Consider the following 12,042-nt stretch of genomic DNA (forward strand, 5'->3'; position numbering starts at 1 on the left):
AGCGATTACCTTACCCATTTGTCTTCCCAAGGTTGACTCTGGATAAGAAGCATACACGAACTAATGCTTTTGGGGGTAGTGCTATTCAGGAAAGAATGTAAAAGAGGGAACGTTCCAGCGGGGAAAGAAGCAGCGCTAAAAAAGCAAGTGTTATGACGATCGCTACCAAACCTTATTTTTCTCCAGCCTTTCCAAAATACCCCTACCCATCCCTGATCTGTTTAAATTCCGTCTCCCCAAACGGGTGCTGGAATCTTCATCGCTTTGGCGAGTTCGGCAGCGACTTCGGGGCGAGAAAACTCTGGCGGCGGTAGCTCACCGCGACGCAACATCTCCCGAACTTTGGTGCCTGAGAGATGAACACGCTCTTCAGGCAAGCTAGGACTGGTTTTGGTGGTTGCCATACTCTCAGTGCGCTTGCAGTAGAAGGCGTGTTCAAACTTCATTGGCTTGATGCCTAACGCATCGGGGTCAAACTCATCAAAAATATGTTGAGCATCATAAGTGCCGTAATAGTCGCCAACTCCAGCATGATCGCGCCCGACGATGAAGTGAGTGCAGCCGTAGTTTTTGCGGATCAGGGCATGAAAGATAGCTTCACGCGGCCCGGCATAGCGCATTGCGGCTGGGTTGATGGCGAGAATGACGCGATCTTTGGGGAAGTAGTGTTCGAGCATGATTTCGTAGCAGCGCATGCGAATATCAGCCGAAATGTCATCGTCTTTGGTGACTCCGACGAGCGGATGCAGAAATAGCCCATCCACCGTTTCGAGCGCACATTTTTGAATGTATTCGTGAGCGCGGTGAATCGGGTTGCGAGTCTGGAACGCGACGATCGTCTTCCATCCTTTTTCTCTAAAAAGCGTGCGCGACTCGATCGGGTCAATCTGATAGGTCGGAAACTGCGGGTGAACATCTCGCTGAAGCATCCACACCGAACCCGCGAGATTAATCGCTCCCTGTTTGTAAACCACCGACACCCCCGGATGCTTTTCCTCATTGGTGCGGTAGACGTAAAGCGCCTCGTGAACTTTGTCGTAACGATATTTTTGAGTGAGTTCGAGCACTCCGATAAAGCGACCTCGACCATCATCTAGACGCACGAGACTGCCTTCTTTAAGCGGCTTGGCAACTGCTTCGGTGACGGGTAGCGTGATCGGAATCGACCAGGGCAACCCATTGACTAAGTGCATCTCATTGACCACCCGATCGTAATCTGCTTTTTCGAGAAAGCCTGTTAGCGGGCTAAAACCACCAATGGCGATCATCGCCAGATCAGAAGCCGCGCGTTCGTCAAGCTGCACTCTGGGCAAGTGGTCTGCTTTTGAGAGAAACTCTTCTTGTTGAGCAGGGTTGGCAATGCGATTAATCAGTTGCCCACCGTGAGGAGCAATGCTGTCTGGATGACTCATAAGTTGAAGGGTTTCGGATGTAGAAAAACCTCTCCTTTGTCTACGTGAAAAGGAGCCTTTATTGAGGGTAGCAGGATTAGGATCGAGAACGATATAAGTAGACAGACTTAGCGTCACTTCAATGAGTTCTTTCGCTTCGTTCTTTAGGGCTTCAGCCCCCCAGAATTGGGTAGGGTTAGGGCGGAGTATTTATGCAGGAATTCTAATCTTGAGCCTGCACGTTCTTCTAATCGTCAAAATACCCTTAGGATCGTGAATTAAATAACCTGTAAAACTGGTGAGCGTCTTCTGCCCCCATCTCTCCTCCCCAAGGAGAAGGAATGGGGATGAGGGTCTTCTATTTAATTTCACCTAGCTACTTAGCTGGAAAACTCTAATTTGAGGAAGGCAATCATGTCATTTAGTTTTTAGAATCTGGCGAACTGCGTCACTTAGAACAGCAGAGGGTTAGAGAATCTGTGCTGACCCTTTCGTTTTATAGTGAGTAGCTAACTCTCTGAAGGCTTTGATGACTAGGGACTGGAAGGGCACAAAGGTGAAGGAAAATCGGTTTGATGGCTGGTCACTAGAGGGACGAGACCCCCGGGTGATTCAAGCGCTCCTGCCGTTAGGAGACTGGCTCTATCGCCACTATTTTCGGGTGACGAGCGATGGCTGGCAGCATTTACCCCCATCGGGAAAGATGTTAATTGTCGGGTCTCACAATGGCGGCATGATCGCCCCCGACACCTTGATGTTTATGGTGGACTGGTTTCAGCGCTTTGGTGCAGAGCGATTAGTGTATGGGCTGATGCACCCCAACGTCTGGATGGTTCCTGGGTATGCCAAGCTGACGGTGCAGTTAGGCGCGATCCGAGCGCATCCTCACATGGCAACGGCTGCCCTGCAACGGGATGCAGCAGTCCTCGTCTATCCAGGCGGTGCTGAAGATTTGTGGCGACCGCACCACGATCGTCATCGCATTCACTTTGCAGGACGGAAAGGGTTTATTAAACTGGCACTGCGCGAAGGAGTGCCCATTTTTCCTGCGATTTCGCTCGGCGCTCACGAGACGCTGATCATTCTGGCGAATCTCTACCCGCAGTTACAACAACTGCATCAATGGGGAATGCCTTGGCTGTTAGGGATTGACCCGATCGTCTTTCCCATCTACCTAGGATTGCCGTGGGGGTTGGCGGTGGGCCCGTTGCCCAATGTTCCGTTCCCAGTGCAGATCCACACGCGGATTTGTACGCCGATCATATTCGAGCGATCTGGTCGGGCGGCGGCGAACGATCGCGCCTATGTCGATGCCTGCTATGAGCGAGTCTCTAGCCAGATGCAGCAGGAACTCGATCGACTCGTGCAGGGTCTAGACGGTCTCGATCCTGGTGGCGGTGCTCACGAAAGTTGATGCCTTAAATGCTGACAGAGCAGACGCTGCCTCTGGTGGTATCTACATCCTCTCATCCCTACTTTAACGTCAGTTCGGGTTAATCATTGCCTGCCTAGCGATTGAACCTGGTCTCCTGTGCAGCCTGCGATAGTTTGATCGTCCAATGCCGAGCGTCTCGCCCCCTAAATCCCCCATGATGGGGGACTTGGAATGGGCACAATTTCTTGAACGCGGTCGATCTTTCTGCTTCAAAGTCCCCCAAGTTTGGGGGATTTAGGGGGCGAAGGGAACTGAAACGGAGCAGTAACTTATCCCGAACTCAGGTTAATTTAGCTGTACGCCTCTTTAAAAAATGGGACATTGTGGAAGCGCTCTAGGCGAAGGTTTCTGGGCGCGAATCTGCTTGCACTAACAGGGGGGTGCAGAATTCTGCATCCCCTTAGTTTTGAATCCCTGTAAATGCTATTCCCAATTTTAGTCAGAGTTGAGAGACTGCCGCAGAGCTTCTTGAAACTCTTTATTTTGAGCGGCAATTTCATTGATTACGTCTTCAGGAACATCCGCGTCAGAAACCGTTGGAGAAGTTTCTAGAAAAGATTGTACGATCGCAGAGTCAGAGAGTTCTCTAGCAGAGAAGCGCTGGAGCGGTTGGCGATTGGGGAAGTAGCGATCGCCATCATAACTTCCGCCCGCATAGCTGAATCCTTGAGAAACCGTTCTCCCGTCAGGATCTTCGGCTGATTTCACAATCACATCGCCGCGAATAGCATCAATCACTAATTGGCTCCCTGATCGCCGAAACTGAATCAGCGTGAGTTGATCTGTCGCCGGAGCCACAATCACCTCACCGGGCGCGTAAACATCAAACGTACAGGATTTTGCGCCGATCGCGTTCGCAGTCTCTTTGAGCTTGAGCAGCAGTGTCGAAGCAATCACCCAGCCATTTCCTCTCGCGTTGAACTTACGATTGTCATCACAGTCTAGCGATGCCATTAAGTCCCGGTCTGAAGCCTTCCACTCCCAGGTACTCACCACTGAGCAATCGTCGCCTGAACTGGTTTGCAGACAATCTTTCAGCGCTTTTTCACACGGGTCGCCCGATCCTAACAATCCCATACTGTCAGTAGAACGAACGCCCCAGCCTGTCCCGTTATCGCCGATCGCGCTGCAATACTGCACCCGCACTAGCCCCAGCAGAAGATCTGGCAATCGTTGAGCTTTGAGAACCTGCTTTGTGGCAATGATGGGAGCCTGAAGAGGTAAGAATGCTGTCCCTCCGCCTTGCCCTGCCCGAATGCGAACTCCCTGAGGCACACAGCCGCGATCGTCTCGGTTTTGGCTGGGTCGCCAGCCTAACAGCCCCTCGCCGCCTTTCAGAGTACAGGGGAAACGATAGCGGCTGTCGAGACTCTGCGATCGCACATAGGCGGTAGGCCCGATCAGGTGTTTGGACGTGACAGCAACGCCGCTCGGAGCCGAGATGCCGGTCAGCGTAGCATTAGAGGTTGTCCCTTTCGGAACAAAGAGATTCTCATGATAGTCTCGCAGTTGAGTGCGCCATGCCGCCGCCGATTCTGAGGTGCGTCCTCTTTCTAATAAGATGCTATTACCACTTGTACGGGTGACAAAGAAAGCTTTGGGAACTGCGGCATGGCTGGCGATCGCAGTCAACAAAACAGAAACTGGAATAGATATGCTGATCGTAAACGGAATCAGCGAAGAGACTAAAAGCCAATGCTGACGCGAATGCTTAGGTTGATTCATAAATTCCTCGCTTGTGATGGTTGCCGACAAGTTTTAATGCGCTCGATCGCAGAGTCGTAATCTGTATCAAAAATCCAGAAGGCAAGCGTTCTTTTCTCAAATTTGGGAATGGTAGCGCAATCGAGATTCTCGAATACAGCAAAGTTTGCACCATACCAGCCGCAGGCTTTGCCTTTTGCTTTGCGGGTTGCCTCTCGCCAAAGCCGATCTAGTTCTAAGAGGGTGTCACACGGCAGTTGCTCTCGTTCATCGATCGAGGTGAGTCTGCCATCTTGATTTAAGTCAGCACCCGCTCCAAACCTCCCCATGAGAATTTGGTAGGTCGTTCGTAAGGCTCCTGTATATTGGTTTTCAAAGTCTGTGAATTGCGTATTGGGCAGCCGTTCGCCAAAATTTTGGGTGTTTAGCTGTTGCTTTAGAGCGGGAAAACGATATTTCTCAATTAATTCTGCTAAAGATTTGTCTGATTCCGCAGCGATCGCTTGAGTGTTTAAAAGTTGTTTTAATTGAAGTTCCGATAGCGTTTTAGAATCTGTTTGTTTTTGCAGATTCAACAGTTTAATCGCGGTTTCTCGGAGTCTGCGGTAGTAAGCCAGCGCCAGCGAGATATCCGCTTCCTTTCCAGATTCGGCTTTGGCTTTCAGCGCCCGTGCCTCCTCGCGAAACGTGGGCAGAGCAGTGCTTAACTGCGAAATAGATTCTGGAACGTTTCCTGCTAGAAAGACTGCCGCCGTGGCTTCTTTTGCCCGTTGTTGTTGCCAGCCAAAGACTGCGGCGCTAATTGCAATCAGCGTGGGAAAGGCAATTCTGGCTGCGGTTTTCCACCGCTTGCGAACTTGTTCTTGTCGATGCAGGCGATCGCGCTCTGCCTGACTGAGTTGAATAAACTCCTGCGCCAAGCTAGACAGCGGCATGGTGTCTGCATAAACCTGAAGAAAGTTTTCTGCCTCAGCCAGCTTTGATCCCTGCAACAAATAGGCCAGTTCTACAGGCTTGCCTTGTTGCACCCAGTCTTCAGCCGCATCTTCGATGGTGCGTTTTTGTTTGAGGGCAAGCCGATTTTCTTCAATCCACTGACGCAAGCGCGACCAATAGCGAATCAGTGCTTCGTGGGCAACATCAATCACCTGCACGCGATTGCCTGCACTGCGTTCTACCAGTTCCGAAGTCACCACTAGCCGTTCTGTAGACAGTCGCTGAATCACGCGATCGATCAACAATTCTGACTGCTTTGACGTGATTAAATCTCGTTTCAAGACCTGTCTGCGCGTGTCTTCGGTGCCTTCTCCTAGCTGCGTCAGTTCTAGAAAGATGCGTCGAGCCGTTTCTTGTTCCTGGGGGGATAGTGAAGCGTAAACTTCGTCTGCCCGTTGTTGTAGTGTGCCGCGAACGCCACCCATTCGATTGTAGGCTGCCAATGTGAGCCAGTTGACCGATCGTCGCTTCCACAATTCAGTCAAGGTGTATTGCAGCAGCGGTAAGCTTCCTGGAGAACTCTCGACATCCAGAATCATCTGGGTTACAAGCTCTGCCTCAATGTCTAAATTGACTTGCTTCGCAGGTTCCACGATCGCCTGGGCGAGTTCTTCGCGATTCATCGGCTTGACTGCCACCAGGTTGTTCTCGATGTGTTGCGCGAGTTGTGGATATTGCAGACATTTGCTAAAGAAATCTGCGCGAAGCGTGATCACTAGACAAAGCTTCTTCCCAAGCTGCTGAATGGCTCCCAGCAGTCCCTCAAAAAACTGCTGTCGCTCCGTCTCATCTCGGCAGAGGGTAAAGCATTCTTCAAACTGATCAATCACCAACACTACGCGATCGCTTTCACAGGCAGCAATCAGTTGAGCAAAACCGACGGCTCCTGAGTCGATCAAAGCCTGTGCTTTGTGTAGTTGATCTGCCCGATCGATCGCAGACAATCCCGGTTCTAGAAATGCCTCTGCCAAACTTTGGCGAGGTTTGTCACCGGGTCTGATTACATAAACCGTCCATAAGTGGCTACCAGAAATTCGCTGACCGAGTTTTAGTTGATGCAATAACCCGGCTCGAACCACCGAAGATTTACCACTGCCAGACGCGCCCACCACTGCCACAAACGAGCGATCGCGCACTCTTTCCAGCAGCACATCCGTGAGTGCAGTGCGTCCATAAAAGAACCGGGCATCTTGATCAGTACGATCGAAATAAGCCAACCCCCGATAGGGACATTCATCCCCGGTTGCTTCTGAAACGCGGTCACTCACCTGCCCGGTCAAAATAATTTTGTTGCCGAAGTTGGCAAACAAAGGACGCTGACTGGCAGATTTGAGAGCTTGATTGACTTGCTCAGTCAGCGTAAAGTTTGTGACCAAACCATCTGAACGGTGCTGAGGATCGAGCGCTTGCAGCAATGCACCCGTCAAAACGCCATGACTGCCAGCCGTTTCTTCGTAGGCGACTTCATACTCTCGCGAGGCAGCAATAAAACAGCGATCGTGCTGTTCTAAACTACCGGGGTCTGCCTCTTCCAGGTTTTCTTTAAAGTTGAGCAGTTCGCCACTGTAGCAGCAGTCTAACCAAATAATTTGTTGCCGAATCGGACTTTCTTGCAGTAGTTCGCGCAGCCACTTCAGGCGTAACCCCCACTGATTCGCGTTGGGACTCACATCACTCGTTGCCAGAAAGCCTTCTTGAATGCCCCGGTCTTTGCGTAACCCATGCCCTGAGAAGTAGAACAGAGCCGTTTCAGGAATGTGGTTTCCGGTCGGCTTAAAGAGTTGAACGAGTGCCTCTTCGAGTTGAGTCAGGGTGACTTTGGTTTTGCGTCCAACTCGTGTCGCCTGTGTTTCTGGACGGATGACTTCGGGAAGTCGCCGGACTCGAAACCCACCGGATTGCGTCAAGCATTGTGCGATCGCTTCTGCATCTTCAGCCGGAGCTTTCAGATTGCTAAGTTGTTCGCAATCATAGAGATTAATTCCAACAACAAGCGCATCCCGACCCATGACAACCATGAACGTAGGAACAGTTTATATTTGCATTGTAAGCAGTATTTTTGATGCTTACGCTCACCCTTTCAGGTACTATTACCATCAGCAAACACGCTCTCGATTCCTCCATCAGGAATGGCTTGACGAAACTTAACTTTCTCAGTCAGCATAGGCGTAAATCGGGAGACCCACAAATTTTAAGCCTTACAAAATAAATGACTAAACTAACCCCCATTAGACTCGACGACGACACCGTAATTTATATCGAAACGACCGAAGATGCGATCGCGACGATTGTTCGACCGGGTTCAGCAGAAGAGGAAGAAGTTCCTGTCACACGGGGTTTCCCCTCGGTTGTTGAAACTCAAAAACAGGCGATTCAGAACTTTCAAGCGATCGAAGGAACCATTCGCGCTTATACGACCTACACGCTCAGAGCTTTTAGAAACTTAGCAGTGGCTAACGTTGATAAAGTCACGCTGAGATTTGGCATTGAACTAGGTGGCGAAGCGGGAATTCCCTATGTCACAAAAGGCACTGCTAAGAGCAATTTAAATATTGAAGTTGAGTGTTCCTTTCCTGAACATAAGTCTGGGGAAAGACCCGTTTAGCTAATTCAATCTCTACATTATCCGCTTGTCTTAGATTTTTTGCGGCACTACCCTTTAGTCTGCCTACAGCAATGAAGCCTCGAATCCTAACCTGGTTAGCAATTAGTGCTGCATTCCTCACTCTCACCAGTTGCACTGAGGAAAATGGGATTGTGCCGCAAACTCGCTGTAATAACGCAATCGCGATCGCGACTCAAACCTGGGAAGTGGACTATTACATCAGCAAAACCAGTGGTGGTTTGAATAGTCGTCGGACTCACTCGTTTCAAAGCAATACATTGACCAACGTGAATGGGGAAAAACCTGCGAGTGCGGTTTCTGGTTCAGATGATGAGGGTATTTGGTGGGCTACCTTGCCTCCTCGTCCGACTGCTGATGAGGTCGATCAGCACCGCGACATTCAAGAACATAATGACCCGCCCACTTTACAACGATCGGTTGATTATCAACTTCGTTGTGGGGCTAAGACACTGTTGACGGACGCTCTAACTTATCGGGAGGTCAGCAGAGCGGTTCGCTCAGGACAAGTGGCGAGAGTGAGCTACTTCGGAAATCGGGCGCTAAAGGTTGAAGCCAAGGAGAGCGATCAGTAAGAGAATGTGCCCAGCCGAATGAACCAAATTCCCAAACTAACCATTAGCACAGCCACGATCGCACCCACCCATCGGGGAATGCCCGCGATCGGTAACACCCACCACCATACCGATACGACACGCGTCATTCCACTCCGTGACTCCCGCTTTTCTGATGACTTCATCAATGCTTTAACGTCGCTGTTGTTGGTATCTTGAACCTGCCGAGATGCCGTCCCCCACATCTACCGAAATGGAGCCTGTTCTAGTGAATTAGATTGAAATACCGATCTAAATGCAGGGTTGTACACCAATCCGATGGTACGATGCAATCATCTTCGAGTAGCGTAATAATTTCACCCTGACTTTGCTGAATGCCCAACGACCGCCGTTTTGGAACAGTTGCGCCCTGTGGAGCAGTAATCCAATGCAGGGTTTGAAAGCGATCGGGTAATGTCTCAAACCCTGCTGGATAAGTTTGCCAATCTCGCCCGACCAACACTTTTACTTGATCTTGTAATGTCTGTTGACTCAGAGCGATCAAGCAGCGCTCTAGAAGTGTTGGCAACTGCTGTTCATACAGTTGTTGGATGTAGGGTTCTTGCCAACTGAGGGGCACTCCCAGAAGCATACGAGTTCCGGTGATGGCTTGTCCAACAAATAGCAGTGCCATAACACTACTGATGATAATGTGAACCATCCGCCAATGCTGTGTGCGATCTTTGTAGATGCTTTGCACGATCGACAGTGAAAAAATCAGCAGCGCGGAAGCGGCATTTCTGCATCCCAGCCAGCATTAGTCTTTGAACCGTTTTATCGAACTGAATCCCTCGCGGGTGCGCTCGACTGGGGGAACTGGGTTAGGACTGGCGATCACGAAAGCATTAGCAGAACGAATGAGTGGTATCATTACTGTAGAATCTCATCCTGGCGAAGGCAGCACGTTTTACGTTAACCCTTCCAGCAATCGGAACCCGATCATGAGCGCTCACATTTTATTAGTTGAAGATGAAGTGAAACTCGCTCGGTTTGTTGAACTGGAACTGGTCAGCGAAGGCTATACCGTGAGCGTGGCACACGACGGTATGACGGGTTTAACGCTTGCCCGCGAAGCGACACTCGACCTGGCCATTTTAGACTGGATGCTGCCGGGTTTGTCAGGCTTAGAACTGTGTCGGCGGCTGCGATCGACGGGAAGCAAAGTCCCGGTGATTTTGCTGACGGCACGAGATGAAGTCAACGATCGTGTCGCCGGACTCGATGCTGGAGCCGATGATTATGTGGTCAAACCGTTTAGCATTGAAGAACTGTTAGCCAGAATCCGCGCTCATCTGCGTCGCGTTCAAGAAGGCGATGAAGAGGCTCTACAGTTCAACACGTTAAGACTGAATCGGAAAACTCGCGAAGTTTATCGGGGTACTCGGTCGATCGATCTCACCGCCAAAGAATTTGACTTGTTAGAGTATCTTTTGAGGCATCCGCGTCAAGTGTTTACTCGCGACCAGATTCTCGAAAACGTCTGGGGATATGATTTTATGGGCGATTCTAATATTATTGAAGTCTACATTCGCTACTTGCGACTGAAGTTAGAAGAGAACCAAGAGTCCCGGTTACTGCATACAATACGCGGAGTTGGCTACACTCTGCGCGATTAATATTGATTGAATCTGCGTTTTATTAACCCAGCAACCACAGCAACACGCTGAGTTCTGAAAAAGTAGACGAGATTTTCAGGCGCAAAATTGCAGGGGAGCTTTGAACAAAAAAAGGGAGGCAGTTTAGAACAGAGATTCTGCAAAGTGCCTCCACAAAAGTTACGAAGTCAACGTTATGAAACTTGAGTCAGTGCTTTTGCCGGAACCACGATCGCACCAGACAAATCACTCGATCGCACAGGCACTAACATTTCATGCGCGATCGATTGTGCCAACAACCGCCGATAGAGATCACTTAACTGCGCCGCTACGCCCGACCAGCTAAAGTTTTGCTGCACCCGCTCAGATGCCCGGAGCCTCAGCTTGGTCGCCCACAAGTCATCACCGAGAATGCGATCGATCGCCTCTGCAAACGCATCCGTATCTTGAGGTGGAACTAATAATCCGGTTTCTTCGGGGACGATCGAGAACTTTAAGCCTCCGACCGCAGACGCGACGACTGGAGTTCCGCACGCCATTGACTCGATCGCCACCAATCCAAATGGCTCATAGTGACTGGGAATCACACATACATCTGCCGCCGTGTAATAGAGCGGGAGACGATCGTGTCCAACACGCCCTACAAAAGTTGTTCGTTTTGATAATCCCAACTCTTGTACGATACCTTCAATTCGGTTGCGTTCGTCGCCGTCTGCTTGGGTTGAATCGCTGCCTCCTACAATCACTAAACGAACGTCAGCAGGATTTTCTTTAAGCTGGGTACAGGCACGAACCAGAGTTTCAATTCCCTTACGCGGATCAAAGCGTCCGACATAGAGAACAATCTTTTCATCGGGTTGAAATCCTAGCTGCGATCGCGCCTCCGATTTTGGCATCACATGGAAGTTTTCGATGTCAGTTCCACACGGAATCACTTCAATGTGTCCTTGGCTAGAAACCAGACTGCGAAGAGCTTCCTGCTCTTGGGGACTGGTCGCCACAATGCAGTTTGCTTGCTCTAGAATCTGTTGTTCAACGTCTAAGCGAGTGTTGGCGATCGCCGGACGGTTCGGAACAGCCTGATACTTAATCGCACCTAATGAGTGATAGGTGTTTACAAGCTGAACATTATGGGTTTTCTGCACTTCCAAACCCACCCAAGCAGACATCCAATAATTGGTGTGGATTAATGGATAGTGATGCTTTGCTTGATATTTTTGAAACGCATTGACGAATGCTGGCATGAATTCAAACAAGCGATCGCGCGGAATGAATTCTGTGGGGCCCGCCGTTAGGCGAATGGTGCGACAGTGCGGAGAATGTTGCACGATCGTGGCATCATCGGCTCTCGTCTTGCGAGTAAACATATCGACTTGCCAGCCCAACTTTGCTAGCGCTTCACCCACTTGACGCACATAGACATTTTGTCCGCCTGCTGCTTCTTTGCCAATGTCTGCGGCAGGATCGCCATGATCGGAAATTAGCGCGATCGCTTGCCGATCAGGAGCTTTGGAACGCGCCGAAATAAAGGGATCAGGAAAAGTGGAACTTGACGCATTTTGCTTGTCGCTTAAAAGCACCATAATTTTCACCTCATAAACCAGTGGTTAGCCACGATCAACGAGTGACTAATCGACCCATCGAAAACGGACTATTAGAAACAGGCGACTAACCACCACAACTACAAACTGACGGACAACAGGCA

At 50.1% G+C, this 12,042-nt stretch carries 10 protein-coding genes and 2 pseudogenes; 6 read left to right on the forward strand and 6 right to left on the reverse strand.

The features are described 5' to 3' along the window. Window positions 1–221: 221 nt before the first annotated feature. Complete coding sequence (sat, locus tag BRW63_RS04285) at window positions 222–1,412, reverse strand: sulfate adenylyltransferase (RefSeq protein WP_073069687.1); 1,191 nt, start codon at window positions 1,410–1,412, stop codon at window positions 222–224. Between the two features lie 508 nt (window positions 1,413–1,920). On the opposite strand from sat, the gene BRW63_RS04290 reads away from it, so the two are divergent. Then, window positions 1,921–2,805: a lysophospholipid acyltransferase family protein gene (locus BRW63_RS04290; protein ID WP_073069688.1), complete on the forward strand. Its 885-nt coding sequence runs from the start codon at window positions 1,921–1,923 to the stop codon at window positions 2,803–2,805. A gap of 456 nt (window positions 2,806–3,261) precedes the next feature. Here BRW63_RS04290 and BRW63_RS04295 read toward each other — a convergent pair whose 3' ends face one another. Next, a complete protein-coding gene (locus BRW63_RS04295) occupies window positions 3,262–4,551 on the reverse strand; it encodes a hypothetical protein (protein WP_073069689.1) in 1,290 nt (429 codons plus the stop codon). Beyond that, window positions 4,548–7,544 (reverse strand): nSTAND1 domain-containing NTPase, encoded by a 2,997-nt coding sequence (locus BRW63_RS04300; RefSeq protein ID WP_073069690.1) that lies wholly within the window; start codon window positions 7,542–7,544, stop codon window positions 4,548–4,550. Before BRW63_RS04300 ends, BRW63_RS04295 begins: the two co-directional genes overlap by 4 nt. A 191-nt stretch (window positions 7,545–7,735) precedes the next feature. Here BRW63_RS04300 and BRW63_RS04305 point away from each other — a divergent pair, with 191 nt between their 5' ends. The 3 genes from BRW63_RS04305 to BRW63_RS28075 all read left to right on the forward strand — a co-directional run bounded on the left by BRW63_RS04305 (window position 7,736) and on the right by BRW63_RS28075 (window position 8,922). Next, the gene (locus tag BRW63_RS04305; RefSeq protein ID WP_073069691.1) at window positions 7,736–8,131 is read left to right on the forward strand and encodes a CU044_2847 family protein; all 396 of its coding nucleotides are present in this window, start codon (window positions 7,736–7,738) and stop codon (window positions 8,129–8,131) included. A gap of 71 nt (window positions 8,132–8,202) precedes the next feature. Then, window positions 8,203–8,724 carry a hypothetical protein gene (locus BRW63_RS04310; protein ID WP_073069692.1) on the forward strand — a complete coding sequence of 174 codons (522 nt, stop codon included), beginning with the start codon at window positions 8,203–8,205 and terminating at the stop codon, window positions 8,722–8,724. Window positions 8,725–8,742: 18 nt separating this feature from the next. Continuing rightward, complete coding sequence (locus BRW63_RS28075) at window positions 8,743–8,922, forward strand: hypothetical protein (RefSeq protein WP_146135847.1); 180 nt, start codon at window positions 8,743–8,745, stop codon at window positions 8,920–8,922. Window positions 8,923–8,968: 46 nt separating this feature from the next. Here the strand turns inward: BRW63_RS28075 and BRW63_RS04320 are convergent, their stop codons facing one another. Further along, entirely contained in the window at window positions 8,969–9,376 is a 408-nt protein-coding gene (locus BRW63_RS04320; RefSeq protein WP_244913286.1) for a glycosyltransferase family protein, read from the reverse strand. Window positions 9,377–9,385: 9 nt separating this feature from the next. Continuing rightward, a pseudogene (locus BRW63_RS29440) lies at window positions 9,386–9,442 on the reverse strand (hypothetical protein); the annotation flags it as partial. Between the two features lie 97 nt (window positions 9,443–9,539). Here BRW63_RS29440 and BRW63_RS29445 point away from each other — a divergent pair. Continuing rightward, window positions 9,540–9,602 (forward strand): annotated as a pseudogene (locus tag BRW63_RS29445) (hypothetical protein); the annotation flags it as partial. 81 nt (window positions 9,603–9,683) lie between these two features. Further along, window positions 9,684–10,358: a response regulator transcription factor gene (locus BRW63_RS04330; RefSeq protein WP_073069813.1), complete on the forward strand. Its 675-nt coding sequence runs from the start codon at window positions 9,684–9,686 to the stop codon at window positions 10,356–10,358. Window positions 10,359–10,531: 173 nt separating this feature from the next. Here BRW63_RS04330 and BRW63_RS04335 read toward each other — a convergent pair whose 3' ends face one another. Beyond that, entirely contained in the window at window positions 10,532–11,920 is a 1,389-nt protein-coding gene (locus BRW63_RS04335; protein WP_073069695.1) for a glycosyltransferase family 4 protein, read from the reverse strand. Window positions 11,921–12,042 lie beyond the last annotated feature (122 nt).

Source organism: Phormidesmis priestleyi ULC007 (genome assembly GCF_001895925.1).
Taxonomy (GTDB): Bacteria; Cyanobacteriota; Cyanobacteriia; order Leptolyngbyales; family Leptolyngbyaceae; genus Phormidesmis_A; species Phormidesmis_A priestleyi_A.

Coding starts and splice junctions, on each gene's coding strand:
- BRW63_RS04330 (WP_073069813.1), top strand. CDS start 9,684: ATGAGCGCTCACATTTTATTAGTTGAAGATGAAGTGAAACTCGCTCGG.
- BRW63_RS04310 (WP_073069692.1), top strand. CDS start 8,203: ATGAAGCCTCGAATCCTAACCTGGTTAGCAATTAGTGCTGCATTCCTC.
- BRW63_RS04295 (WP_073069689.1), bottom strand. CDS start 4,551: ATGAATCAACCTAAGCATTCGCGTCAGCATTGGCTTTTAGTCTCTTCG.
- BRW63_RS04320 (WP_244913286.1), bottom strand. CDS start 9,376: ATGGCACTGCTATTTGTTGGACAAGCCATCACCGGAACTCGTATGCTT.
- BRW63_RS04290 (WP_073069688.1), top strand. CDS start 1,921: ATGACTAGGGACTGGAAGGGCACAAAGGTGAAGGAAAATCGGTTTGAT.
- sat (WP_073069687.1), bottom strand. CDS start 1,412: ATGAGTCATCCAGACAGCATTGCTCCTCACGGTGGGCAACTGATTAAT.
- BRW63_RS04305 (WP_073069691.1), top strand. CDS start 7,736: ATGACTAAACTAACCCCCATTAGACTCGACGACGACACCGTAATTTAT.
- BRW63_RS28075 (WP_146135847.1), top strand. CDS start 8,743: ATGAACCAAATTCCCAAACTAACCATTAGCACAGCCACGATCGCACCC.
- BRW63_RS04300 (WP_073069690.1), bottom strand. CDS start 7,544: ATGGTTGTCATGGGTCGGGATGCGCTTGTTGTTGGAATTAATCTCTAT.
- BRW63_RS04335 (WP_073069695.1), bottom strand. CDS start 11,920: ATGGTGCTTTTAAGCGACAAGCAAAATGCGTCAAGTTCCACTTTTCCT.